The organism is Amycolatopsis sp. PSD-21, from assembly GCF_055561455.1.
On record NZ_CM145712.1, the window covers coordinates 9,191,433 to 9,215,722 of the forward strand.

General features: G+C 69.6%; 21 protein-coding genes. 6 read left to right on the forward strand and 15 right to left on the reverse strand.

Features of this window, described 5'->3' with window-relative positions; genetic code table 11:
- Positions 1-18 precede the first annotated feature (18 nt).
- The 4 genes from pyrE to ACZ1DY_RS43385 form a co-directional block, all read right to left on the reverse strand.
- Positions 19-582, reverse strand: coding sequence for an orotate phosphoribosyltransferase (pyrE, locus tag ACZ1DY_RS43370; protein WP_016338130.1), 564 nt, complete (start codon positions 580-582; stop codon positions 19-21).
- Between the two features lie 46 nt (positions 583-628).
- A complete protein-coding gene (locus ACZ1DY_RS43375) occupies positions 629-3,163 on the reverse strand; it encodes an FtsX-like permease family protein (protein WP_465483138.1) in 2,535 nt (844 codons plus the stop codon).
- Complete coding sequence (locus ACZ1DY_RS43380; protein WP_465483139.1) at positions 3,163-3,921, reverse strand: ABC transporter ATP-binding protein; 759 nt, start codon at positions 3,919-3,921, stop codon at positions 3,163-3,165. The genes ACZ1DY_RS43375 and ACZ1DY_RS43380 overlap by 1 nt, the downstream gene beginning before the upstream one ends.
- Positions 3,922-3,992: 71 nt before the next feature.
- Positions 3,993-4,475 (reverse strand): PepSY domain-containing protein, encoded by a 483-nt coding sequence (locus ACZ1DY_RS43385; RefSeq protein ID WP_465483140.1) that lies wholly within the window; start codon positions 4,473-4,475, stop codon positions 3,993-3,995.
- A 60-nt stretch (positions 4,476-4,535) separates the two neighbouring features.
- Between ACZ1DY_RS43385 and ACZ1DY_RS43390 the strand changes: the two genes are divergently transcribed.
- The gene (locus tag ACZ1DY_RS43390) at positions 4,536-5,216 is read left to right on the forward strand and encodes an MgtC/SapB family protein (RefSeq protein WP_126736112.1); all 681 of its coding nucleotides are present in this window, start codon (positions 4,536-4,538) and stop codon (positions 5,214-5,216) included.
- A gap of 128 nt (positions 5,217-5,344) precedes the next feature.
- Here ACZ1DY_RS43390 and ACZ1DY_RS43395 read toward each other — a convergent pair whose 3' ends face one another.
- The gene (locus ACZ1DY_RS43395; RefSeq protein WP_465483141.1) at positions 5,345-6,112 is read right to left on the reverse strand and encodes an SDR family NAD(P)-dependent oxidoreductase; all 768 of its coding nucleotides are present in this window, start codon (positions 6,110-6,112) and stop codon (positions 5,345-5,347) included.
- 120 nt (positions 6,113-6,232) lie between these two features.
- Here ACZ1DY_RS43395 and ACZ1DY_RS43400 point away from each other — a divergent pair, with 120 nt between their 5' ends.
- On the forward strand, positions 6,233-7,366 hold the full coding sequence (locus ACZ1DY_RS43400; protein ID WP_465483142.1) for a hypothetical protein: 1,134 nt from the start codon (positions 6,233-6,235) through the stop codon (positions 7,364-7,366).
- A 41-nt stretch (positions 7,367-7,407) separates the two neighbouring features.
- Here the strand turns inward: ACZ1DY_RS43400 and ACZ1DY_RS43405 are convergent, their stop codons facing one another.
- The 4 genes from ACZ1DY_RS43405 to ACZ1DY_RS43420 form a co-directional block, all read right to left on the reverse strand.
- A complete protein-coding gene (locus ACZ1DY_RS43405; RefSeq protein WP_126736115.1) occupies positions 7,408-8,118 on the reverse strand; it encodes a type III secretion system chaperone family protein in 711 nt (236 codons plus the stop codon).
- Positions 8,119-8,551: 433 nt separating this feature from the next.
- Positions 8,552-11,149 carry an ATP-dependent chaperone ClpB gene (gene clpB, locus ACZ1DY_RS43410; RefSeq protein WP_465483143.1) on the reverse strand — a complete coding sequence of 866 codons (2,598 nt, stop codon included), beginning with the start codon at positions 11,147-11,149 and terminating at the stop codon, positions 8,552-8,554.
- An 88-nt stretch (positions 11,150-11,237) separates the two neighbouring features.
- Positions 11,238-12,422 carry an MFS transporter gene (locus ACZ1DY_RS43415; RefSeq protein WP_126736117.1) on the reverse strand — a complete coding sequence of 395 codons (1,185 nt, stop codon included), beginning with the start codon at positions 12,420-12,422 and terminating at the stop codon, positions 11,238-11,240.
- A 75-nt stretch (positions 12,423-12,497) separates the two neighbouring features.
- Positions 12,498-12,962, reverse strand: a complete 465-nt coding sequence (locus ACZ1DY_RS43420; protein WP_126736118.1) for a MarR family winged helix-turn-helix transcriptional regulator — start codon at positions 12,960-12,962, stop codon at positions 12,498-12,500.
- Between the two features lie 372 nt (positions 12,963-13,334).
- Here ACZ1DY_RS43420 and ACZ1DY_RS43425 point away from each other — a divergent pair, with 372 nt between their 5' ends.
- From ACZ1DY_RS43425 to ACZ1DY_RS43440, 4 genes are all read left to right on the forward strand, one after another.
- On the forward strand, positions 13,335-14,438 hold the full coding sequence (locus ACZ1DY_RS43425; RefSeq protein ID WP_225950779.1) for a globin domain-containing protein: 1,104 nt from the start codon (positions 13,335-13,337) through the stop codon (positions 14,436-14,438).
- A gap of 448 nt (positions 14,439-14,886) precedes the next feature.
- Positions 14,887-15,987: an FAD-binding oxidoreductase gene (locus tag ACZ1DY_RS43430; protein WP_465485793.1), complete on the forward strand. Its 1,101-nt coding sequence runs from the start codon at positions 14,887-14,889 to the stop codon at positions 15,985-15,987.
- A gap of 160 nt (positions 15,988-16,147) precedes the next feature.
- The gene (locus tag ACZ1DY_RS43435) at positions 16,148-16,900 is read left to right on the forward strand and encodes a lytic polysaccharide monooxygenase (protein WP_126736119.1); all 753 of its coding nucleotides are present in this window, start codon (positions 16,148-16,150) and stop codon (positions 16,898-16,900) included.
- On the forward strand, positions 16,897-17,493 hold the full coding sequence (locus ACZ1DY_RS43440; protein WP_257483416.1) for a DUF305 domain-containing protein: 597 nt from the start codon (positions 16,897-16,899) through the stop codon (positions 17,491-17,493). Before ACZ1DY_RS43435 ends, ACZ1DY_RS43440 begins: the two co-directional genes overlap by 4 nt.
- A 283-nt stretch (positions 17,494-17,776) precedes the next feature.
- Here ACZ1DY_RS43440 and ACZ1DY_RS43445 read toward each other — a convergent pair whose 3' ends face one another.
- From ACZ1DY_RS43445 to ACZ1DY_RS43470, 6 genes are all read right to left on the reverse strand, one after another.
- Positions 17,777-18,205 (reverse strand): heat shock protein transcriptional repressor HspR, encoded by a 429-nt coding sequence (locus ACZ1DY_RS43445; protein ID WP_257489832.1) that lies wholly within the window; start codon positions 18,203-18,205, stop codon positions 17,777-17,779.
- 5 nt (positions 18,206-18,210) lie between these two features.
- Entirely contained in the window at positions 18,211-19,383 is a 1,173-nt protein-coding gene (gene dnaJ / locus ACZ1DY_RS43450) for a molecular chaperone DnaJ (protein ID WP_126736121.1), read from the reverse strand.
- A gap of 33 nt (positions 19,384-19,416) precedes the next feature.
- The gene (grpE, locus tag ACZ1DY_RS43455; RefSeq protein WP_126736122.1) at positions 19,417-20,172 is read right to left on the reverse strand and encodes a nucleotide exchange factor GrpE; all 756 of its coding nucleotides are present in this window, start codon (positions 20,170-20,172) and stop codon (positions 19,417-19,419) included.
- Positions 20,169-22,040 carry a molecular chaperone DnaK gene (gene dnaK, locus ACZ1DY_RS43460; protein WP_016338148.1) on the reverse strand — a complete coding sequence of 624 codons (1,872 nt, stop codon included), beginning with the start codon at positions 22,038-22,040 and terminating at the stop codon, positions 20,169-20,171. The genes grpE and dnaK overlap by 4 nt, the downstream gene beginning before the upstream one ends.
- Positions 22,041-22,206: 166 nt before the next feature.
- Positions 22,207-23,613, reverse strand: a complete 1,407-nt coding sequence (locus ACZ1DY_RS43465) for an alpha/beta hydrolase (RefSeq protein ID WP_465483144.1) — start codon at positions 23,611-23,613, stop codon at positions 22,207-22,209.
- Positions 23,610-24,281, reverse strand: coding sequence for a DUF4097 family beta strand repeat-containing protein (locus ACZ1DY_RS43470; protein ID WP_126736124.1), 672 nt, complete (start codon positions 24,279-24,281; stop codon positions 23,610-23,612). Before ACZ1DY_RS43470 ends, ACZ1DY_RS43465 begins: the two co-directional genes overlap by 4 nt.
- Positions 24,282-24,290: the final 9 nt, after the last annotated feature.

Consider the following 24,290-nt stretch of genomic DNA (forward strand, 5'->3'; position numbering starts at 1 on the left):
TAGTTCACCATCAAACGGTCAGGACAGACCGAGATCGTCCTTGTTCAGAATGTAACGGTATTCGAGGCCTTCCTTCTCGATGGCCTCGCGCGCTCCGGTGTCCCTGTCGACGACGGTCGCGACGCCGACCACGTTCGCTCCGGCCTCGCGCAGCGCCTCGACGGCGGTGAGCACGCTGCCGCCGGTGGTCGAGGTGTCCTCGACGGCCAGCACGCGCTGCCCCAGCACCTCGACGCCTTCGATCCGGCGCTGCATGCCGTGTTCCTTGACGGCCTTCCGGACGACGAACGCGTCGAGCACGACGCCGTCGGTCGCCGCGGAGTGCAGCATCGCCAGCGCCACCGGGTCCGCGCCGAGGGTCAGGCCGCCGGCGGCGACGTAGTCCCAGTCGTGCGTGAGCTGGCGGAGCAGCTTCCCGATGAGCGGGGCGGCCGCGTGATGCAGCGTCGCCCGCCGGAGGTCGATGTAGTAGTCGGCTTCCTTGCCAGAGGACAAGGTCACCTTGCCGTGCACGACGGCCAGTTCACCGACCAGTCTCGCCAGTTCGAGTTTCGCCGCTTGATCAACACCGGGGTACGCCACGGCCGAGAGTCTTACACACGGCCCGCCGGGTCCTTCGAAGGTAGCTCTAGTCATTGCCGGCCGTCGCCGCGTCGACGGCCTGGCCGCGGGTCGCCGCCCAGGCCGGGACCAGGGTCGCCGCCAACGCGAGCGCCGCGGCCAGCCCGATGATGGTCAGATAGATCAGCGGGGAGCCCATCGGCAGCAGGGAATCGGCCGCCACCAGGCAGAACGGGACGATCGAGCCGGCCGCGACGATGGTGCCGAGCACGATCCCGACCAGGGCGACGAGCCCGCCTTCGTACCCGGCCATCCGCAGCACCTGCGCCCTGGTCGAGCCGGTGAGCCGCTGGAGGCCGAACTCCCGGCGCCGCCGGACGGTCGCCATCACGAGCGTGTTCGCGACCGAAATCACCGTGTACGCGATGATCATCCCGACCAGCAGGTAGTTCACCCACGCGCCGACGGCCTGGTCCTTGTCGTGCGCCGCGACGAGCGCCGCCCGGTCGCCGACGGACACCGGCAGCCCGGCCGTCGCCTCGCGAAGCCGGTCGGTGAGCGCCGCCGGGTCGACGTCCGGAGCGGCGCGGACCAGCATCTGCGGGGCGAGCCCGGCGGTGGTGTGCGGCGCGAGGAGACCGGCCGGGAGCAGCAGGCTCTCGAAACCGGGGCGCTGGCCGGTCACCGCGACGACCTCGACGTCGACCGGCGTGCCGTCCCCGAGCCGCAGGCCCACGGTGTCGCCGACGCCGCGGCCGAAGTCCTTCGCGAAGACCTCGGGGAGCGCGACGGTCATGCCGGTCAGCGCCTTCAGGTCGCCCTGGACCACCTTGGTGTCGGTCGTCGCGCCCGCCCCGGAGGCCGTGAGGCCGACCGCCGGTCGCCCCTCGTCGGAGGAGTCGTACGGGTTTTCGAGGAACACGCTGCTGGTGACGTACTCGGACGCTCCGGCGACACCGGGCACGGCCTGGATCCGCTGGACGAGGTCCGGGGACAGCCCGCCGGCCGCGGAGGCGATCACGGCGTCGGCGCGGACGTCTTCGGTGAAGGCCTGGTTCGCCAGCTCCTGCTGGGTGGTCTGCAGGTAGATGTTCGCGGTCGCGATCCCGACGGCGAGCATGATCGGGGTGACCGCGCCCGCCGCCCGGACGATGCCCGCCCGGGTGTTGAGCACCGCGAGCCGGGCGTCGATCCCGCCGAGCAGGCGCATCGGCCACTGCAGGATCGCCGTCATCACCTTCGCGACGCCGGGGGTGATCATCGCGACGCCGAGCGCCCAGAGGATCACCGCGGGTCCGGCGGTGCTGGCCGCGATCGGGCCGGTCATCACCGCGACGGTCACGATGGCCAGCGCGGTGCCGCCGCCGAAGCAGAGCGCGGCGACGATGACGCGCGTCGGGGTCAGCCAGCGGCGGGTCACCGCGGCTTCGGCGAGCGCCTCGGTCGGCCGGATCTTCCCGGCGCGGCGGCCCGCGAAGAAGGCGGCGATGAACACCGCGAGCATCGCGGCCCCCGCGCCGACGACGGCGGGCAACCAGCCCTGGTAGAACCGCAGCACCGCGGGCACCACACCGTTCTCGACGAGCTGCCCGAACAACCATTCGCCGAGGAACGGGCCCAGTACCGCGGCGAGCGCGGTGGCGAGCAGGCCGACGGCCAGCGCTTCGCCGAGCACCATGCGCCGCAGCTGGCGCGGGGTCGTCCCGATCGCCCGCATCAACGCGAGTTCCCGCGAACGCTGCTGGGTGGACAGGCTCAGCGTGCTGGCGACGACGAACATCGCGACCATCACCGAGAGCCCGCCGGACACCGCGGCGATGACGATCAGGTTGGCGCCGCTCGAATCGGCTTCGGGGAATTCCGCGACACCGCGGTCGATACCGGTCAGGACGTTCGCCCCGGTAGCGACCTCGGCGACCTTCGCCCGCACCGCTTCGACGTCCGCGCCCGGCGTGGTGAAGACACCGATGACGTCGGCCTTGCCGGGGTGTCCGGAGAGCCGGGCGGCGTCGGCGGCGGAGAAGAACACGGCGGCCTGCGTGATCGAACGCGGCGCACCGGCCACACCCGCGACGCGGAACGTTTCGGTCTTGCCGCGCGCGGCGACCTCGACGACGTCACCGGGCTTGGCTCCCGACGTGGATTCGACGACCACCTCGCCCGCGGCGGGCGCGGCGCCCGCGGCCAGCGAGTACGGGGTCAGGACGGCGGAGTCCCAAGCGTGCCCGAGGCCGGGCTTCCCGCCCGCCGCGAGCGGGAAGCTCACTTCACCGACGACGTTCGAGACGCCGGGAACGGACCTCAGCCGGGAGACCAGCCCGTTGTCGAGCCGGACGCGTTCGGGGAGCCGCGCGTCCTCGAACTTGCGCTTGTCGTCGGCTTCGAGGGAGGCCGGATCCTCCTTGGGCAGCGCGAAGGTCTGGCCGCCGGTGACGAGGATCGGCGCGGCCGCGAGCCGCTGCGGCTCCGCGTTGCTGCGGATCCCCGTCTCCATCAGGCCACCGCAGGAAGCGACGATCAGCGCGCCGAAGAAGACGGCGATGAAGGTGCCGATGAAGCCGCCCTTGCGCAGCCGCAAGGTCCGGAAGGCGAGTCGCAGCATCACGCACCCGCCCTGACCGAGCCGCCCCAGGCACCGAGGTGGGTCATGCGTTCGGCGACGACGTCCGCGGTCGGCGCGTGCAGTTCGTCCGCGATCCGGCCGTCGGCGAGGAAGATGACGCGGTCGGCGTAGGAGGCGGCCATCGGGTCGTGGGTCACCATGATCACCGTCTGGCCGGTGCTGCGGACCGATTCGCGCAGCAGCGCCAGGACCTCGGCGGCGGTACGGGTGTCGAGCGCGCCGGTCGGCTCGTCGGCGAAGACCACCGCGGGCCTGGTGACCAGCGCCCGCGCGATCGCGACGCGCTGCGCCTGCCCGCCGGAAAGTTCGCCGGGCAGGTGCTTGCGACGGCCGGAAAGCCCGACGCGGGCCAGCATCTCCTCGACCACGCGGCGATCCGGCTTGGCGCCGGCGAGCTGCTGCGGGAGCGTGACGTTCTGCTCGACGGTCAGCGCCGGGAGCAGGTTGAAGGCCTGGAAGATGAAGCCGACCCGGTCGCGGCGCAGCTTCGTCAGCTTCGTCTCGCTCATCCCGGCCAGCTCCTGCCCGTCGAGCACGACGGACCCCGACGTCGGCCGGTCCAGCCCGGCCGCGCAGTGCAGGAAGGTGCTCTTGCCCGACCCCGACGGGCCCATCACCGCGGTGAAACCGCCGCGCGGGAACGCCAGCGTCACCCCGTCCAGGGCGACGACGCCCTTGCCGTATTCCTTGCGGACGCCGTCGAGCCGGACCGCGTCACCGTTCCACCCAGTGTTCATGGGGAAAACACTAGGAATCCCAGGTCGGAAGCACCCTGGGGCGAGCGTCCGTCTCTCCGGTAGGGCGGGCCCTACCTGACCGCGCCGGTCCTGGCATCGACGTCGAGGTCGTGCTCGATCCCCTTGCCGTCGCGGAGCCCGACCTCCCAGACGAGGGTGCCGTCGGCGGCGTAGTCGACCTCCAGCTCGTCGAGTTCGCCCGGCTGACGTTGCTGCGCGGCCTGGAGCGCCTTGACCGCGTCGACGGCCGCCTGTCCGACCTTCGCCAAGTCGTCGCTCGGCTTCGCGGTCTGCTGCTGGCCGAGGACCTGGCCGCCGTCCGGGCTCACGCGCACCTTGTGTTCCTGCCCGTGTGACGCGACCTTGATCTCCCACCCGTCGGCCGTGGGCTCCACGTCGAACACCCGCCCGTCGGGCAATGCGCCTGCCGCCGTTTGGATCGCCTTCACCGGCTGGGCCGCGACCGGCCCCGGTGCCGCCGGGGCGGGCGCCGGTTCGGTGGAACACGCGGTCAGCGCCAGCACTCCCGCGATGACAACACGTGATGACTTCATGATCCACGCGTACCCGCCCGGCACGGGCTCGAACCGTCGTCAGGCCGATGGCACTGTGGGGTGATGGTCTCGAACGGACAGGGCTGGCTCCAGATCGGTGAGCTGACGACGGCGTTCGCGCTTTCGGCGGCGATCGGGCTGGAACGGCAGCTCAGGGGCAAGAGCGCCGGACTGCGGACCCAGACCATCGTGGGCACCGCGTCCGCGTTGATCCTTTTGGTCAGTAAGTACGGTTTCGGCGACATCCTCACGAGCGGGCAGATCGTCCTGGACCCGTCCCGGATCGCGGCGCAGATCGTCTCCGGTGTCGGGTTCCTCGGCGCCGGGCTGATCATCACCAGGCAGGGCGCGATCCACGGGCTCACCACGGCCGCCGCCGTCTGGGAGACCGCGGCCATCGGCATGGCGGCGGGCGCCGGTCTGCTGCTGCTGGCGGTCGTGGTGACGGCGCTGCATTTCGTGGTGGTGCTCGGTTTCACCTGGCTGACCGGGCACCTGCCCGGCGGCACGGGCACGACCAGGCTCCGCGTGAGTTACGTGGACGGGCAGGGTGTCCTGCGCGACCTGCTGGCGCTGTGCACGAGCCGCCGATGGTCGATCACGTCCCTGCGGATCACCGACGACCGCGACGGTGAGGTGACGGTGTCGCTCGACCTCACCGGGCCCGATCACGCCGCCGCGCCCACCGTGCTCGCCGCGACCGACGGCGTTCGGTCGATCGAAACCGCCGACGACGATTAGGCGGCGCCCGGTAGGCGGCCCAATCGGGCACTGTCGTGTCGAGGCAAGGCAGCAGGTCGCGAAAGCCACTTTGGCAACCTTCAACGTTGCGAAAGTGGCTTTCGCAACGTCGAAACCGCCGACGACGATCAGGTGCGGCCCTTGCCGCCGAAACCGCCGCCGAGCTTGCGCAGCACCGCCCTCGGCAGCAGCCCGCCGACCGCGACGAGCACCTTGTACTGCAGGCTGGGCACCGAGATCACTTTGCCGCGGCGCAGATCCGCGAGCGCCTCGTCCACGACCTGTTCGACGCCGAGCCAGAACGCCTTCGGGCCCGGCTTGTCCAGTCCGGCCCGCTCGTGGAACTCGGTGCTGGTGAACCCGGGGCAGAGCGCCATCATGCGGACGCCGTCCGGCAGCGAGGCGGCGATGCCCTCGGTGAACGAGGTGACCCAGTTCTTGCTAGCCGTGTACGTCGAACCGCGGCCGCTGAAGAACCCGGCGACCGAGCTGACGTTGATGATCGCGCCCTCGCCGCGGTCGATCATCCCCGGCAGCGCCACGCGGGTCAGCCGCAGGACGGCGGTGACGTTGACGTCCAGCTGACGCTGCAGCGCGTCCGGCGGGATGGTCCAGAAATCGCCGTTGAGCCCGAAGCCCGCGTTGTTCACCAGCAGGTCCACCGGCGCTTCGGCCAGGCGGTCCTCGACAAGTGCCCGTCCGTCCACTTCGGACAGATCGGCGGGCAGAACCACGACGTCGACGCCGTGCGCCTCGACCAGTTCCGCGGCGAAGCCCTCCAGCCGGTCGACGTCGCGGGCGACGAGCACGAGGTCGTAGCCCTCGTCGGCGAGCCTGCGCGCGAACTGCGCGCCGATGCCGGCGGTGGCGCCGGTGATCAGGGCGGTCTGTGTCATATCGGGAACCTACTCCTCGGTCGGGTCCGGGGAAGACGCTCGGCTGGGACAGGCGTGGGGGTCACCCACCGTGGGGATTTGACGTGCAACCGCCGGAGTCGGGAAGTATCGTCCGCCCCCATGGGGAAGCACAGCAGGCGAAAGCCGAGCTACCTGCCCAAAGTCGCGGTCGGCGCGGCGCCGCTGGCGCTGTTGTTCGCCGGCCCGGCCACCGCGCTCGCCACCCAGACCGATCCGTCGATCCCGCTTCCTCTCGATCACCAGCGCGAAGGCAGCCTGGATCGCGGAGTCGGCTTCACCAGCGAAGACGACACGACCGTCTTTCGCGGCTTCTTGACCAACACCGAACGGAACGTCTTCAGCAAGGACGTCGGCGACGCGAAGGCCATCGCGGACATCCGCCGCTCGGTGAGCGAGACCATCGAGACCCGCGACCGGGTCACGGCCGGTCCGGACAAGGTCGGCGCGCTCGCCGCGGCGAAGACGTCCGAGGCCGTCAAGCAGGGCCAGCGGGAAGCGGTGAAGGTCGACCGCTACGGCAGCGTCGTCGCCGGGAACGAGACCGAGCTCGAACGGACCGGTGCACGCCTGACCGAGGTCGCGCTCGACCCGCGCACCGGCGTCCCGACCCTCGTGTCCGAGGACAGCCGCGCCCTTCGCGTGGCCGAGGGGACCTATCACGCCGTTCGCCCGCTGCCCGGGGTCGGCGTCATCAACGAGTCCGAACAGCACACCGGCGGCACGCTCGACCGGGCTCTTCGGCTCGATGGCGGTTTCTCCGGTGACCTCGGCGGCGTGCTGGAGGCCGGGCGGTCGTCCGGGCACGCGGTCGACGTCGGCGATTTCGCCGCCGTCGGGTCGACTTCGGCGCAGCACGGCAACGGCCGGTTCAGCGGGGTCCTGCCGCTCGGCGTCGGCTCGGGCGCGGGTTACGGCCAGGAGCACGCCCTCGGCGGCACCATCGGCCCGTCGACCGGGCTGGTCACCACCGATCAGGACGTGAATCTGGCGCAGCACGGCGCCGGATTCACCGGATCGGGTTCGCACACGATCAGCGGCGACCTCGGTATCGGTGACGTCGCGTCCGTCCGCGGCACCTCGACGTCCACCGTGCGCGGGGTCCTGCCGACCGCCGATCCCGCACAGGCAGGGCATCTGACGCAGTCCGAGACGCTCGACCTGACCCTGCTCGGCCAGCCGGCGCACACCGGTTTCCTCGCCGGGGCGCTCCCGCTGGAGCTCGAACCGGCTTAGCCCGGACCCCGCCCCACCGCCACCCTCAAAGGCCAGGCTGACTAATTTCCGGGCTCGATGTCGTCGGCGGCCTCGGCCTGCCAGTGGCGGCCAGGGGTCGAGGCGTTGTCGTACTCCTCGTCGAACGGGTCCACGATGTCGGCGATCTCGCCGAGGTCGCGCAGCAGCCGCTCGAGCCGCGACGGCCCGGCGTTCGGGGCGACGCTCGCGAGCACCCACTCGTTCTCCAGCCACGCCACGCCGACGTCGCCGCCGAGCGAGTCCGCCGCGTCGACGAGATCCTGCGTGATCACCTTGCGGGCACCCTCGGAGTCGTCCGCGAAGGCGTAGCGCTGACCGATCGGGCCGAGCATCTCGGGCATGTCCTGGCGCTGGAACGGCACGCTGGACAGCCACATCTCCAGCGGCACCTCGTGCACGCGGTTGCACCGCACGGCGACCACGACCGCCGGGATCTGGCCCTCGGTCTCGATGTCGAAGATGAAGACGGGACGCCGCCCGTCGGAGGTGAAGGTCGACCCGGCGACGACGTTGACCGCCAGCTGGGCACCGAAGTACCCGATCGCGCCGTTGGACCACTGCCGCGGCAACCGTTCGTCCTCTTCGACGAACTGCCAGCCGCGCAGCTCGGCCCAGCGCATGCGCTCGCGATTGCGCGAGCCCTCCTTCGCCCGGTCGGCCGCGAGCAGCGCCAGCCCCGCCACCAAGGCGACGGCGGCGATGACGAACCAGATCCACGCCGGAATACCCACGCCGGTCAGGGTATCCCCCTGCCCTCACCGGATGTGACCGCCGGGCGCCGTGTCGCGCCACCCCTTTCGGTGCCGCGCCCGGAAAAGACCACGAAAGACGCGGTGAAAGGTCGACAAATCGCTGTGTCGCCAACGCTGGGAACGGTCCGCTCCTCCCCGCACGCGTGACCGGACGGACGACACGCGTGCGGGAACGGACGACTCGCGTGATCGGGCGGACGACTCGCGGCTGGAACCCTGACCGCGGCGTGTCGTCCATCCGTCCTTGCTCACCCGAGTACATGAAGGCCCCCTTCTTTGCGCCTGGCGCAAAGAAGGGGGCCTTCATGTACTGCGGGGTCCTGCTGGGCGACGCGCCCCGCCGCGTTGCGAAAGCCACTTTCGCAACGTCGGCCGCGGCCGGCCCTGGTGATTCCGGTCCCCTCACGAGGACTCAGTCCACCCGCGTGACCGTCAGCGCCTCCGACGCCTCCTGGGCCGGGATGTCCACCCGCACCGTGTCGCCGTCCCGGATCTCACCGGCCAGCAGCTGTTTCGCCAGCTTGTCGCCGATCGCCGACTGCACCAGCCGCCGCAGCGGCCGCGCGCCGTAGATCGGGTCGAAGCCGTTCAGCGCGAGCCACTCGCGGGCCCCGTCGGTGACCTCCAGCATCAGGCGGCGCCGCGACAACCGCGTGGCGAGCCGCTCGATCTGAATGTCCACAATGGACGTCAGCTCGTCGGTGCCCAGCGCGTGGAAGACCACGATGTCGTCCAGCCGGTTCAGGAACTCCGGTTTGAACTGCCGCTGCACCACCGACATCACCGCGTCGTTGCGCTGACGCTCGTCGAGCGACGGGTCGGCGATGGCCTGCGAACCGAGGTTCGACGTCAGCACCAGGATCGTGTTGCGGAAGTCGACCGTGCGGCCCTGGCCGTCGGTGAGGCGCCCGTCGTCGAGCACCTGAAGCAGCACGTCGAACACGTCCGGGTGCGCCTTCTCGACCTCGTCCAGCAGCACCACCGAATACGGCCGCCTGCGCACCGACTCGGTCAGCTGGCCGCCCTGGTCGTAGCCGACGTAGCCCGGAGGCGCCCCGACCAGGCGCGCCACCGAATGCTTCTCGGCGTACTCGCTCATGTCGATCCGCAGCATCGCGCGCTCGTCGTCGAACAGGAACTCGGCCAGCGCCTTCGCCAGCTCGGTCTTGCCGACACCGGTCGGGCCGAGGAACAGGAACGAACCGGTCGGCCGGTCGGGGTCGGCGACGCCCGCCCGGGTGCGGCGCACCGCGTCCGAGACGACCTGCACGGCCTCCTTCTGCCCGACGACCCGCTTGCCGAGCTCCTCCTCCATGCGGAGCAGCTTGCCCGTCTCGCCTTCCAGCAGCCGCCCGGCCGGGATGCCGGTCCACGCGCTGACCACGTCGGCGACGTCGTCCGCGCCGACCTCTTCCTTGAGCATGACGTTCTGCTGGCTGACCTCGCTGGCCGCGGTCGCGGCCTCGAACTCCTTCTCCAGCGCGGGAATCCGGCCGTAGCGGAGTTCGGCGGCCTTGCCGAGGTCACCGTCGCGTTCGGCGCGTTCGGACTCGCCGCGCAGCTGCTCCAGCTGCTCCTGAAGTTCGCGGACGCGTTCGATCGAGCCCTTTTCGTTCTGCCAGCGTGCGGTCAGCGCCGTCAGCGTCTCCCGCTTCTCGGCCAGCTCCGAGCGCAGCGCGGCAAGGCGTTCCTTGGAGGCGGCGTCGTCCTCTTTGGACAGCGCCATCTCCTCGATCTCCATCCGCCGCACGGCGCGCTCGACCTCGTCGATCTCGACCGGCCGCGAGTCGATCTCCATGCGGAGCTTCGACGCGGCCTCGTCGACCAGGTCGATCGCCTTGTCCGGCAGGAACCGGGCGGTGATGTAGCGGTCGGACAGGGTCGCGGCGGCGACCAGCGCGGCGTCGGTGATGCGCACACCGTGGTGCACCTCGTACCGCTCCTTGAGCCCGCGCAGGATGCCGATGGTGTCCTCAGTGGACGGTTCGCCGACCAGCACCTGCTGGAAGCGCCGCTCCAGCGCGGCGTCCTTCTCGATGTGCTGGCGGTACTCGTCGAGCGTGGTCGCGCCGACCATCCGCAGCTCGCCGCGGGCGAGCATCGGCTTGATCATGTTGCCGGCGTCCATCGCGCCCTCGCCGGTCGCGCCGGCGCCGACGATGGTGTGCAGCTCGTCGATGAAGGTGACGACCTCGCCCGCGGAGTCGGTGATCTCCTTGAGCACGGCCTTCAGCCGCTCCTCGAACTCACCGCGGAACTTGGCGCCCGCGACCATCGAGCCGAGGTCGAGCGCCACCACGCGCTTGCCGCGCAGCGACTCCGGCACGTCACCGGCGACGATGCGCTGGGCGAGCCCTTCGACGATGGCCGTCTTGCCGACGCCGGGTTCACCGATGAGCACCGGGTTGTTCTTGGTGCGGCGCGAGAGCACCTGCACCACGCGGCGGATCTCGGTGTCGCGGCCGATCACCGGGTCCAGCTCGCCGGCGCGGGCGCGCTCGGTCAGGTCGACGCCGTACTTCTCCAGCGCCTTGAACGTGCTTTCGGGATCCGCGCTGGTGATCCGCGCGGAGCCGCGCACCTTGGCGAACGCCTCGCGCAGCGCGTCGGGGGTGGCGCCATGCCGCTTGAGCAGCTCGGCCACCGGCCCGCCTTCGGTGGCGAGGCCGACGAGGAGATGCTCCGTCGAGACGTACTCGTCGCCGAGTTCGGTCGCCAGCTTCTGGGCGTGCGTCAGCGCCTTGACCGCGTTCGTGTCGAACTGCGGGCTCGACACGGTGGCGCCCGTCGCCGACGGCAGCGCCGCGATCAGCGGCTCCAGCTCCTTGTGCACCTGCGCCGGATCGGCCCCGACCGCGGTCAGCAGCGGTGCGGTGAGCCCCTCACCCTGCGCCAGCAGGGCGCCGAGCAGGTGCGCGGCCGCCACGTGCGGGTTGCCCGCCATCGTGGCCGCCTGCGCCGCCGACGAGATCGCCTGCTGGGTCTTCGTGGTCGGGTTGAAAGCGTCCATCCCTCACCTCGTACTAGGTCGTGCAAAAGCTTGTCGACAGGTACAACGTCAGCAAAGTTGAGTCTGTTCCGCTCAACCTTGAAAAGTTTCAGCCCCCGGTCGGGGAGACGGCCTCCGCGGGCAGACGCGGGCCCACCCGGCCGAGGCCGACCACGGCAGTACAGGCGCACGCGGCCACGAGCACCCACGGGATCCAGACTGCCACGGAGAACAGCGCCACGACGGCCGGAGCGATCACCGCGGCGAGCGTGAACGCGTACTGGAAGGCCGCCAGGTACCGGCCTCGCGCCTCCGGCGGCGCCGCGGCTTCGGCCAGCGCCCCGGAGCGCGGGCCGAACGCGAGATCGCCCGCGGCCAGCACGAGGGTCGCCCCGAGCAGGTAAACCGGCTGGAATACCTTCGGCACGAACACCACCGCGAGGCACGCCAGGCACCACACCGCGAACAACGCCGAGCCCGCGCGCATGGCGGCGATCCGGGTCAGCTTCCGGGTGAGCCGCAATCCGACGACTCCACCCAGACTGGTGACGACGGTGAGCAGCGCGATGATCGCGCCGGGCAGCCACCGGGGGCCGTGCAAGGCGTTGAAGACGTACACCGGCATCCCGATGAGGAAGAAGTCCATCGTGAGCGCGAAGAGGCCACTGAAGACGATGAGCGCCAGGTACGGGCGGTTCCGCCAGACCCGCGCGGGCCCCGAGCAGCGCCGTGGGTGCCTCGGGGCGGGGGTGACGAGCGTCGAAAGGATGGCCGCGGCGATGACGAAGGTCGCGACGTCGACCATCACGGCGACGTACAGCCCCTCGCGCCCGATCCACACCAGAAGCCCGGCCGCCGCGAGCCCGCCCAGCCCGAAGCCGGCGGAGCGCACCATCGCGGCTTCGGCGAACGGGCGGTCCTTCGGCCCTTCGCCCGCGACGTCGGCGATGAGCGAGAACTGCGAGCTGTAGAACAACTGCTGCCCGGCCGCGAGCATGACGGTCGCGCCGACGACACCGGCGAACCCGTCGGCCAGCAGGAAGGCGCTCGCTCCGGCGGCCTGCAGGACGTGGGAGCAGATCATCACCGTCCGCGGGCCGATCAGGTCGACGAGGCGACCCGCGATGGCCGGGACGAGCAGACCGGCGAACGCACCGAGAGTGACCGCGGTCCCCGCCTGGGCGAGGGGCAGACCCACCACACGGATGACGAAGACCAGCCCGAGCGGAAGGAAAAGTCCCGAGCCGAAGTTGTCGATTCCCAAGGCGACCAGCAACGCGACCCGGTTACGCACCGATACGACGCTACCGGCGTCACGGCGCTACGAAAGGTCCGTTCAGTCAAGACCGGCGGGTAGGAACGGCCGCCGTCAAACGTCGCAGGTCCGCACGGACAGGGCGGCGCGGACGTCGGCGTTCATCTCGGCCAGGCGCGTGGTCAGCTCGAGGACCTTTTCGTCGTCCCAGTCACCGAGCGCGCGCTCCATGAACTCCAGGTACCCGGCCCGCCTGCGGCCCAGTTCCGCGCGCCCGCGCTCGGAGACGCTGATGATCGACGCGCGGCCGTCCTCGGGCGCCGGACGGCGGTCCACCATGCCCGCCGCGGACAGCTGGGAGATTTGACGGCTGATGACCGAAAGGTCCACAAAGCGTCGTTTGGCCAATTCGGAAGGGCGCGCCTCGCCGTGCTTCGCCAGATCCGACAGCAGCATCGCCGCCGCCGGGTGCAGGCCGGGGTCGTCCTGCCAGGCCTGCATTATCCAGGCGTGCTGCAGCTGGGAGGCGGCCTTCAACTCACGCATCAGTTCGACTCTGGCGTCGTCGGCGGAGCTCATCGGTCCCTCCTGGCTACTTGTACAGTACAACTTTATTCGGCGACACTTGCGTAAGACAACTATTTACCTCGTGAGATCGCCCACTGCCGACCGGTTTCGAGTACACCCGTCCGGAGCAACGATGCGGGCAAAAGGGCTCTCGGCAGCTAGTCTCGCGAACGAGCCGGAATGAGCCGACCGGCCCGACAGCCACTGACCGGAGAGGTGAATGATCCGTGAATTCTTCTCCAGTGGTCCCTCGTACGTGAACCTGGGGAACCGTCTTCCGGCATGCGCTACCCGATCAGCGACTCCCAGCCCGTGACGGCCGACGCGGTCAGCCCGGTCCCGCGGTCTTCGGCGCCGCGCGAAGCCCCGCCCGCGGTGACCGCGATGGTGCGGCTCATCCGGGACACCTGGGCGAAGTCGGAGCCCTTCATCCCGGAGATCTCCCAGTTCTTCTACGGGATGCTGTTCACCCTCGCGCCGGCGACCCGCGACTTCTTCCCCATCAACATGGAGGTCCAGCGCGGCAGGCTGGTCCGCGCGCTGGTCCACATCGTGCAGATGGTCGACCGGCCCGACGACCTGGTGCCCTTCCTGACCCAGCTCGGCCGCGACCACCGCAAGTTCGGCGTCATCCCGCGGCATTACGAGGCCGTCGGCACCGCGCTGCTCGCCTCGCTCAAGAACCACCTCGGTCCGGACTGGACACCCGAGGTCGAACGGGCCTGGGCGGAGGCCTTCACCATCGTCGCCCGCGCGATGCAGGAGGCCGCCGCGGCCGACGTCAACCCGGCGTCGTGGTCGGCCACCGTGCTCGAACACCGGCGGCTCACCTGGGATCTCGCCCTGGTCCGCGTCCAGCCGGAATTCCCGGTGCCGTACCAGCCCGGTCAGTACATGAGCGTCGAAGTACCGCAGCGGCCACGGCTCTGGCGCTACCTGTCGCCGGCGAACGCGCCGCGCGAGGACGGCGGCATCGAGTTCCACGTGCGCGCCGTCGACGGCGGATGGGTGTCGCGCGCCATCGTCAGCCACACCCAGCCCGGCGACGTCTGGCGGCTGGGGCCGCCGCTCGGCAGGCTTTCGGTCGACCGGACCGACGGCCGCGACGTCCTGATGATCGCCGGTGGCACCGGCGTCGCGCCGTTGCGCGCCATCCTGGACGACCTCGCGCAGTGGGGCGAGAACCCGAAGGTCCAGTTGTTCTACGGCGGACCGTCGCGTGAGGACCTTTACGACCTCGACGAGTTGCGCGCCCTCGCGGCCACCAACCCGTGGCTCACCGTGACCCCGGTGGTCGAACGCGGTGAAGAGGCACCCGGCTGTGTGCAGGGCACGCTCGCGGAAGCCGTTACCCAGCAAGGATCCTGGCCGGGTCACCGGATCCTCGTCGCCGGTTCGCCCGCGATGATCCGCGCGACGGTGTCCCGGATGCTGGTCGCGGGCAGCGCGCTGGACCAGATCGCGTACGACCCGTTCACCATCGACTAGCAATTCGATTCCGCAATGGTGATCAGTCACCGGCCGCATACCGTTACGTGACCCCGTAATCACGGAGAAAAACCCACCCGATCGGCGGATCACGCTTTCGCCCAGGCGTGGCGAAAACCACTGGTGAGCAAGGGAAATCCGGCCTGCTTGATCACCTTTACTTAGTGCCAGACGGGGTTGACGGCGCGTATATCGTTTGCTCCGTTCGAGCGGGAAACAACCATTCTTGGATCCTTTCGCGACGTTCGGGCATACAGTCGGGAACCCGCGGGGGAACACGAGCACGATGACATCGGGTCTGGAGAATATGCCCGATCCAACTGGAGAAAATCGTTCACCCATGACTGCCGAAACCGTGAAATACGAGCATCCACCGAGTCCGTCGAGATCTTCACCGATTCCCGTCCCGCCCCTGATCGAAACGCCGTCGGCGGACAAGACCGTCGAGATGGCCAAGCTCATCAGGGAGAGTTTCGCCGCCGTCGAAACGAAGGCCGAGGAGTTGTCCCAGTACTTCTACGGCGTACTCTTCTCCGTTTCGCCGGACGCCAGGGCGTTGTTCCCGATCAACATGGCCACGCAGCGAAATCGTTTGCTGCGCGCACTCGTCTACGTCGTCCAGATGGTGGACCGGCCCGACGAACTGGCCACGTTCCTCGGGCAACTCGGCCGGGACCACCGCAAGTTCGATGTCCTCGGCCGTCATTACGACGCCGTCGGTGTCGCGCTGATCGCCGCGCTCAAAAGGTTCCTGAAGGACGGCTGGACGCCGGAGCTGGAAGACGCCTGGGTCACCGCGTACGGCGTCATCTCGAAGAACATGCGCGAGGCCGCGGGCAAGGAGATCGGGCCCGCGTGGTGGAAGGCGACCGTCGTCGAGCACCGTCTCGTCACCCGCGACGTCGCCGTGATCAAGGTGCGCACCGAGCAGCCGCTCCCGTACCGGGCCGGTGGTTACGTCAGCGTCGAAGTCCCGCAGCGGCCGCGGATGTGGCGGTACTTCTCGCCCGCCACCGCGCCGCACGACGACGGGACGATCGAGTTCCACGTGCACGCCGTGCGCGGCGGCTGGGTCTCCCGCGCGATCGTCCACCACACCCGGTCCGGCGACGTCTGGCGGCTCGGCCCGTCGCTCGGCGCGCTTTCGGTGCACCACACGGAAAGCCGTCCGCTGCTGATGATCGGCGGCGGCACCGGCGTCGCGCCGCTGCTCGCCCTGCTCGACGACATGTCGCGCTGGAAGAACAACCCTCCGGTGCACCTGTTCTTCGGCGGCCGCCGACCGGAAGACCTCTACGCCCTCGACGAGCTCCGCGGGCTGACCGTCACCTGCCCTTGGCTGACGGTGACCCCGGTGACCGAGGAAGGCACCATCGCCGGCGGCGACCGCGGCACGCTGGCCACGGCGGTCACCCAGCGCGGCGCCTGGAAGGACCGCGACGTGTACGTCGCCGGGTCGCCGTCGATGATCCGGGCGACGATCGCGAAACTGCTCGCCGCTGGCACGGATCTGGCGCGAATCAAGTACGACCCCTTCACCCTGGACTGAGCCGGTGCGCCGTTCGTATTAGGCCGATCGGCTGTTCCACCTGGGCTCGACGCAGCAGTAGGTCAGTGAATCATTGACCGCGGTCACCGGCGGATTTATGGTCTAGACCACATTGCTCCCCCTCACGGGAACACCGTCGTTCCATCCCCCAGGAGCCGGCATGACCGTCAAACGCAAGCTCGTGGCAGCCGCCGCCGGTGCGATCCTCGCCCCGATCGCCATCGTCGCCATCCCCCAGGTGGCCAGCGCCCACGGCTACGTGCTGTCCCCGCCAAGCCGCCAGGCGAACTGCGCCCAGGGCAAGGTCTCCGGCTGCGGCGCGATCGTCTACGAACCGCAGAGCGTCGAAGGCCCGAAGGGGCTCCGCAGCTGCAACGGCGGCCTTCCCGGATTCGCCGAGCTCAACGACGAATCGAAGCCGTGGCCCGCCGCGTCGGTCGGCAACAGCGTGACCTTCAACTGGAAGTTCACCGCCTACCACCGGACCACGAACTACGAGTACTACATCGGCGGCACCAAGATCGCCGACATCAGCGGGAACAACTCCGCGCCGAAGGACCCGACGTCGCACACGGTGAGCCTGGCCGGCTTCAGCGGCCGCCAGAAGGTGCTCGCCATCTGGAACATCGCGGACACGCCGATGGCCTTCTACAGCTGCATCGACCTGCAGATCGGCGGCGGCAACCCGCCCACGACGTCGAACCCGCCGACGACCAGCAACCCGCCGACCACCTCGAACCCGCCCACCAGCACCACCAACCCGCCCGCCGGCGGCACCTGGGCGGCCGGGACGTCCTACACGGTCGGCAGCACGGTGACCTACGGCGGCGCCACCTACCGGTGCCAGATGGCGCATACGGCGATCCAAGGCTGGGAACCGCCGAACACGCCCGCGCTGTGGACGCGCCAGTGAAGCTGGCCCTCGTTCTCGTCGCCGGTCTCGTGGCCCTCGCGGGCTGCGGGTCCGGCGACGGCTCACCGACCAACGCCGGCGCCCCGATCTCCCCGGTCCCCCAGTCGGCGGCGGCGTCCGCGCAGTACAACGACGCCGACGTGATGTTCCTGCAGATGATGATCGCCCACAACGACCAGGGCGTGGAGATCGTCAAGCTGGTGAAGACCAAGCAGGGGCAGAAGCAGGAGCTGACGAATCTCGCGGCCGCCATCGAGGCGACACAGCAGACCGAGACCACCGACATGCGGAACTGGCTGAAGGCCTGGGGCAAACCCGAGACGGGCTCGGCGGATCCGCACGCACACCACCATCACGGTGGCGACGGGCTCACCGACAAGGGACTCCTCGAAGCACTGTCCAAAAAGGATGGTGCGGAGTTCAGCCTCGACTTCGCCGACATCTTCGTCGCGCACCAGCACAACGGGGTCGCGCTGGCGAGGACCGAACTGAAGGACGGCAAGAACCCGGAGGCGAAGGCGCTGGCCCAGCGGATCATGGACTCGCGCACCGGCGAGGTCCAGCAGATCCGGACCCTGGTGCCCGGCCAATGACGCATTTAGTCCGCTAAATGCGTGGGTGAGAGGCAAAGCGACCGTGTCGCGAAAGCCACTTTCGGGACATCAGACGTCGCGAAAGTGGCTTTCGCGACACGTCTCGGGCGCGAGGTTCACGAACAGGGGCAGGTCGGCTGCATAGCGCAAGCCCCTCGGGCAGCGGCCACCAGATCCGACCGCTCACCGCCACCGACGTTGCGAAAGCCACTTTCGCAACGTTGAAGGTTGCGAAAGTGGCTTTCGCAACCTGCCACCTTGCCTCGCCCCCGCATTCAGAGGACTAATTGCGTTTCTTGGGCTTCCAGACCACGAGCGCCGTCTGCTGCCGCAGCGGGACGAGATCCTTGCGGTAGGAGGCGTGCACGGCCGCGGCGGTCTGTTCGGCGGCGACGTACGCCGCCGTGAGCTCGTCGGTCAGTTCGGCGATCCGTGCGCGGAGCGCGTCGACCTGGTTCTCCAGCTCGATGATCCGCTTGATGCCCGCGAGGTTGACACCGTCCTCTTGGGACAGTCGCTGCACTTCGCGCAGCAACGCGATGTCCCGCATCGAGTAACGGCGTCCACCACCGGACGTCCGGCCCGGCGACACGAGACCCTGGCGGTCGTAGGACCGCAGGGTCTGCGCGTGCAGGCCGGAAAGCTGCGCCGCCACCGAAATGACGAACACGGGGGTGTCCTCGTCCGCACCGTGCGGCAGCCCGCCGAACATCGTGCTCACCTGCCTTCGAGAAGTTCGGTGATCTCCGGTCGCGGATCGTGATCGGCCATGGCCTCCGCGTAGGCCTCCAGCGCTTCACGGGCCTTGTCGTCCAGTTTGGCCGGGATGGCCGCCTGCAGGGTGACCAGCAGATCGCCCTGCGAGCCGTCGCGTTTCGCGATCCCCTTGCCGCGCACCCGGAGCACGCGACCACTCGCTGTGCCCTGCGGCACCTTCAGTGAGACCTTGCCCTCCAGCGTCGGCACGGTGATCGTGCCGCCGAGGGCCAGTTCCGAGAAGGACACCGGCACGGTGATCGTCAGGTCGAGATCCTTGCGCCCGAACACCGCGTGCGGAGCGACGTGCACGCGGACGTACAGATCGCCCGGCTGCGCGCCGCCACGGCCTGGCTCGCCCTGACCAGCCAGCCGGATCCGCTGGTCGTCGGCGACGCCCGGCGGGATCCGCACGGTCAGCGTGCGGGTGCGGGTGCTGATGCCCTCGCCCGCGCATTCCGGGCAGGGATCGTCGATGATCGTGCCGCGGCCGCGGCAGTCACGGCACGGCTCCGAGAACGCGAACGCGCCCTGGCTCCGGCTGACCAGCCCGCTGCCCTGGCAGGTCGCGCACGTCCTCGGGGAGGTCCCCGGCTTCGCGCCGTTTCCGCCGCAGGTGGAACAGGTCGCCGGGCTCGACAGCCGCAGCGGCAGGGTCGCGCCCTTGACCGCCTCGGCGAAGTCGATCCGGACGTCGGTCTCCACGTCCGAGCCGCGCTGCGGCCGGTTCGCGGTGGCACCGGCGGCGGCGCCACGGCGGCCGAAGAGCCCGCCGAGGATGTCGCCGAGACCGCCGAACCCGCCCTGCTGCTGACCCGCCTGGCCGAAGATGTCGCCGACGTCGAAACCGCCGCCACCGCCGGCCCCCGGGAAGCCGAAGCCGCCGGGACCGCCGGAGCCGAAGAGGCGGCGGGCCTCGTCGTACTCCTTGCGCTTGGACGCGTCGGAAAGAACGCCGTACGCCTCGGAGACCGCCTTGAACTTCTTCTCGGCCTCCACGTTGCCCGCGTTGGCGTCGGGGTGGTTCTCCTTGGCCAGCTTGCGGTAGGCCTTCTTGATCTCGTCCGCGGTGGCGTCGGAGGAGACGCCCAGCTCACGGTAGAAGTCCTTACCGATCCATTCCCGTGCACTCACCGAACGTCTCCTCCTTTCACGCCGTATCGCCGATCAGCGGTTGTTCTCATCGAAAAGTTCGCCCTCGAGCGGCAGTTCGCCACCCACGGGCGGGTCCACCGGAGCGTCCTGCGCCGCCGGGGCGGCACCGGGCTCGTGGTCGGTGACCCCGACCATCGCCGGGCGCAGCACGCGCTCGCCGAAGCGGTAACCGCGGCGCATGACCACGGTGACCGTCGGGCCGGAGACGTCCGGCGACGTGCTGTGCTGGACCGCCTCGTGGACGCTCGGGTCGAAGGGCTCGCCCTCGGTGCCGAACGCTTCGAGGCCCGACCGCTGCAGGCTTCCGACGAGCTTCTCGCCGACCGACTTGAAGGCGCCCGTCAGATCGCCGTGCTGCTCCGCGCGCTCGAGGTCGTCGAGCAGCGGGAGCAGATCGTTGACGACCGACGCCTTCGCACCGGCGACGACCTGCTCGCGGTCGCGGTCCACGCGCTTGCGGTAGTTGGCGTACTCGGCCTGGAGCCGCTGGAGGTCGGCGGTGCGTTCCGCCAGCTCCTTCTCCAGCCCGGTGGCCACCGACACCGAGTCGTCCACGATGGACTCCCCGAGGCCGGGGCCCGCGTGGGCCGCGGGCTCCGGTTCGACGGTGTCTTCGGCCGGAGCGGCGTGCTTCGGGCCGTCCTGGGTTTCGGCGGCCGGGGCGGCCGAGCGGACCTCACCGGTCAGCGGATCGATCCGCCTACGGTCCCGCACGACCACCGGTTCGTCCGGGCCCCGGCCCTCGGTTTCGTCGTAGCGTCCCGTCACTTCTTGTCCTTCTCGTCCTCTTCGACGATCTCGGCGTCGACGACGTCGTCCGCCTTGGCCTGCGAACCGGTGCCCGCGCCCGCCGCACCGGCGGCGCCTTCACCGGCGGCACCTTCGGCGCCCGGGGTGGCGTTGGCGTAGAGCGCGGTGCCCAGCTCCTGCGAAGCGGTGTTCAGCTTCTCGATGGACTCGCGGATCTTCGCCGAGTCGGTGCCCTTGAGCGCCTCGTTGGCCTCGTCGATCGCGGACTTCACCTTGCCCTTGAGCTCGTCGGGCAGCTTGTCCTCGTTGTCCTTGACGAACTTCTCGGTCTGGTAGACCAGCGTCTCCGCCTGGTTGCGGGTCTCCGCCTCCTCGCGGCGCTGCTTGTCCTCCTCGGCGTGCGCCTCGGCGTCCTTGACCATGCGCTCGATGTCGTCCTTCGGCAGCGCGGAGCCACCGGTGATCGTCATCGACTGCTCCTTGTTCGTGCCCAGGTCCTTCGCGAGGACGTGCACGATGCCGTTGGCGTCGATGTCGAAGGTGACCTCGATCTGCGGCACGCCACGCGGGGCGGGCGGGAGACCGGTCAGCTCGAACATGCCGAGCTTCTTGTTGTGCGCCGCGATCTCGCGCTCACCCTGGAACACCTGGATCTGCACCGAGGGCTGGTTGTCGTCCGCGGTGGAGAAGATCTCCGAACGCTTGGTCGGGATCGTGGTGTTGCGCTCGATGAGCTTGGTGAACACGCCGCCCTTGGTCTCGATGCCCAGCGAAAGCGGGGTCACGTCGAGCAGGAGGACGTCCTTGACCTCACCCTTGAGCACACCGGCCTGCAGCGCCGCGCCGACGGCGACGACCTCGTCCGGGTTGACGCCCTTGTTCGGCTCGCGGCCGCCGGTCAGCTCCTTGACCAGCTCGGACACGGCGGGCATGCGGGTGGAACCACCCACGAGCACGACGTGGTCGATGTCGCCGACGGCGACACCCGCGTCACGGATGACGTTGTTGAACGGCTTGCGGGTGCGCTCGAGCAGGTCCGAGGTGATCTTCTGGAACTCGGCGCGGGAGAGCTGCTCGTCGAGGAATAGCGGGTTCTTGTCCGCGTCCACCGTGATGTACGGCAGGTTGATGCTGGCCGAGTTCGAGCTGGACAGCTCGATCTTCGCCTTCTCGGCGGCCTCACGGATGCGCTGGAGCGCCATCTTGTCCTTGGTGAGGTCGATGCCGTTGGACGACTTGAACTTGTCGACCAGCCAGGTGACGATGCGCTCGTCCCAGTCGTCACCGCCGAGGTGGTTGTCACCGGAGGTCGCGCGGACCTCGACGACACCCTCGCCGATCTCCAGCAGCGAGACGTCGAACGTACCGCCACCGAGGTCGAAGACCAGGATGGTCTGCTCCTTCTCGCCCTTGTCGAGGCCGTACGCCAGCGCCGCCGCGGTGGGCTCGTTGACGATGCGGAGCACGTTCAGGCCGGCGATCTGCCCGGCCTCCTTGGTGGCCTGCCGCTGCGCGTCCTCGAAGTAGGCGGGGACGGTGATGACCGCGTCGGTGATGGTCTCGCCGAGGTACGCCTCGGCGTCGCGCTTGAGCTTCATCAGCACGCGGGCGCTGATCTCCTGCGAGGTGTAGGCCTTGCCGTCGATCTCGGTCTTCCAGTCGGTACCGATGTGCCGCTTGACCGACCGGATGGTCCGGTCGACGTTCGTCACGGCCTGGTTCTTCGCCGGCTGGCCGGTCAGCACTTCACCGTTCTTGGCGAAGGCGACGATGGACGGGGTGGTGCGGGAACCTTCCGAGTTGGCGATGACCGTCGGCTCGCCGCCCTCAAGGACAGCGACGACCGAGTTGGTCGTGCCGAGGTCGATGCCGACCGCTCGCGCCATGGTGTGATCCTCCTGCTAGTTCGTGACCTGCACGTATCCGCCCACCTTGAGCGGGCTCAACGCAAGTTGTATCGGGATGGTGGGGCTTCCGTCAAGCCGGACTTGAGTCACCCTCACTCAACCTTGCATCCGGCTCAACGTGCGGCACGTTCGTCTTGTTCCCGGACTACCGGCAGACCGTGCCAGGAGCGGGTGTGACGCCGCTCACCAGGTACTTCACCTCTTCGGCGCGCACGCAGGCCGAGTTGAGCAGCCCGGTGTGCCCGTACCCGGCGTCGACCAGCAACGTCGAGTTCTCGATGTTCCGCGCGAGCCCTTTCGCCCAGACGAGCGGCGTCGCCGGATCGTGTTCGCCACCGACCACGAGGATCGGCGCCGCGCCGGTCACCCGTTGCGGTCGCGGCAGGTAGGCGGATGGCACCGGCCAGCCCGCGCACCCGCTCGCCATGTCCCAGAACTCCGAATACCGCCATCCGTGCGGCGAGAGGGTCTTCACCAGCCCCTGCATCGCCCGCATGTCGGCATAGGAGGTGAACGGCGAGCCGAAGTCGTGGCAGCCGATCGCGCGATACGCGCCGTAGGACGGGTCGAGCTGGGAGTACGGCAGCAGTCCGTCCGCGTTCCCCGCCGTCGCGGCCTGGATCGCCTTCGCGAGATCCGGCCAGAACGCCGGGAGGATGAGGCTGCCGTAGACGCCGGCCGCCATCTCCTCGGCGGTCACGTTCCGTCCGAGCTGTTTCGACGGCACGCCGCCGGGCGTCCGCATCAACGCGTCGTAGGTGGCGAGGACGTCCTTGCCGCGAAGCGCGCAGTCGGCCGACTGCGCACACCACCGCGCGAAGTCCTTCAGCGCGCTCTCGGTCGCGATGGCCTCTTCGAGGACCGCCTGCCTGGTGGGCCGCGAGTGGTCGACGGCGCCGTCGAGCACCATCGTCCGGACTCGCTTCGGGTACTTCTCCGCGTACACGGCGCCGAGTTCGGAACCGTAGGAGACGCCGAGCCAGTTCACCTTCGGCTCGCCGAGGGCGCCCCGGATCGCTTCGACGTCGTCCGCGGCCCGCCAAGTGTCCACAGAGGACAATCCGGGTCCGGTCCGCTTCAGGCACTCGCCGCCCGAAGCGCGGTTGTGCGCGAGAAGCTTGTCGTAATCGGCGTGGCTCCGCGGAAAACGGCTGACCGCCGGATCGTGCAGATCCGGCCCGCAGGTGATCGCGGGCGTGCTTTCGCCGACGCCGCGCGGATCGAACCCGATGACGTCGAACCGTTGCCGCACTTCGGCCATTTCCGGCTTGTCCAGCGCGAAACCGCGGCCGCCGTACTTCAGCACGGTGACGCCGGAACCGCCCGGCCCGCCCGGATTCGTCAGCAGCGAACCGACGCGGCGCGCGGGATCGGCCGCGGGCAGTTTCGCCAGCGCGATCGAGAAACCGTCGCTCACCGGGAGGTTCGCGCATTCCAGCGTCGGCGCGTACTCGGTCGCGCACGGCTTCCAGTCGATCCCGGACGAGGCGGACGCCGGCAGCGCGGAAAGCGGCAGCAGGGTAAGCGCGGTGACCGCGGCCAGCGTCTTCATGCGGGCTTCACCGTGATCGAGCCGGTTCCGGACTGGAGGTCCAGGACGTTCGCCGAAGCCTGGTCCTGCCGGACGCCGCCGGTCTCGACCTTGCCGACCTCCGCCTTCGCGCGGACCTGGTACGCGCCGTCGGGAACGGACACGACGACCTTGCCGACCTCGGCGTTCGCGGTGACGGCGCCGGGCTTCGCGAGACCGACCTCGATGTCACCGGTGCCGGTGCGCAGGTTGACGGGCCCGGACGTGCTCAGCACCTTGAGGTCACCCACGTCACCCTTCAGATCGACCGAAGCCGCGCGGGCGAGCGTGATCTTGCCGGTGCCGATGGTCCCCGAGATCGCCAGCTCGCGCGGCACCACGACGTCGTAGTCCACGCCGCACTGCTGACAGCCGCCGAGCACCAGCGTGCCGTTCTCGACGCTGTACGTCTTGCCCGGATTCTTGCCGTTGTACGTCACTTCGCGGCGCAGCGAGACGGGCGCGCCGTCCTCGACCCGGAGCGTGACCGCGCCGACCGGGACGTCCACCCGGATCGCGGTGACCTGCTCGGTGACGGGCGCGCCGTCACTCAGCTTCTGCTGGAATTCCCCTGTGCAGCCGACGATCCCGAAGGCGGTCAGCGCGCCGAGAGCGAGCGCGCCGAGGACGCGCTTCTCCTTGTTCCCCATGAGAAAATG

Bases quoted from the DNA above. Each gene is read 5' to 3' on its own strand.
- ACZ1DY_RS43375 (WP_465483138.1), bottom strand. From the start codon at position 3,163: ATGCTGCGACTCGCCTTCCGGACCTTGCGGCTGCGCAAGGGCGGCTTC.
- clpB (WP_465483143.1), bottom strand. From the start codon at position 11,149: ATGGACGCTTTCAACCCGACCACGAAGACCCAGCAGGCGATCTCGTCG.
- ACZ1DY_RS43430 (WP_465485793.1), top strand. From the start codon at position 14,887: ATGGCCAAGCTCATCAGGGAGAGTTTCGCCGCCGTCGAAACGAAGGCC.
- dnaK (WP_016338148.1), bottom strand. From the start codon at position 22,040: ATGGCGCGAGCGGTCGGCATCGACCTCGGCACGACCAACTCGGTCGTC.
- ACZ1DY_RS43420 (WP_126736118.1), bottom strand. From the start codon at position 12,962: ATGAGCTCCGCCGACGACGCCAGAGTCGAACTGATGCGTGAGTTGAAG.
- ACZ1DY_RS43465 (WP_465483144.1), bottom strand. From the start codon at position 23,613: ATGAAGACGCTGGCCGCGGTCACCGCGCTTACCCTGCTGCCGCTTTCC.
- ACZ1DY_RS43380 (WP_465483139.1), bottom strand. From the start codon at position 3,921: ATGAACACTGGGTGGAACGGTGACGCGGTCCGGCTCGACGGCGTCCGC.
- ACZ1DY_RS43435 (WP_126736119.1), top strand. From the start codon at position 16,148: ATGACCGTCAAACGCAAGCTCGTGGCAGCCGCCGCCGGTGCGATCCTC.
- ACZ1DY_RS43470 (WP_126736124.1), bottom strand. From the start codon at position 24,281: ATGGGGAACAAGGAGAAGCGCGTCCTCGGCGCGCTCGCTCTCGGCGCG.
- ACZ1DY_RS43445 (WP_257489832.1), bottom strand. From the start codon at position 18,205: ATGTTCGGCGGGCTGCCGCACGGTGCGGACGAGGACACCCCCGTGTTC.
- ACZ1DY_RS43425 (WP_225950779.1), top strand. From the start codon at position 13,335: ATGGTGCGGCTCATCCGGGACACCTGGGCGAAGTCGGAGCCCTTCATC.
- ACZ1DY_RS43395 (WP_465483141.1), bottom strand. From the start codon at position 6,112: ATGACACAGACCGCCCTGATCACCGGCGCCACCGCCGGCATCGGCGCG.
- ACZ1DY_RS43400 (WP_465483142.1), top strand. From the start codon at position 6,233: ATGGGGAAGCACAGCAGGCGAAAGCCGAGCTACCTGCCCAAAGTCGCG.
- ACZ1DY_RS43385 (WP_465483140.1), bottom strand. From the start codon at position 4,475: ATGAAGTCATCACGTGTTGTCATCGCGGGAGTGCTGGCGCTGACCGCG.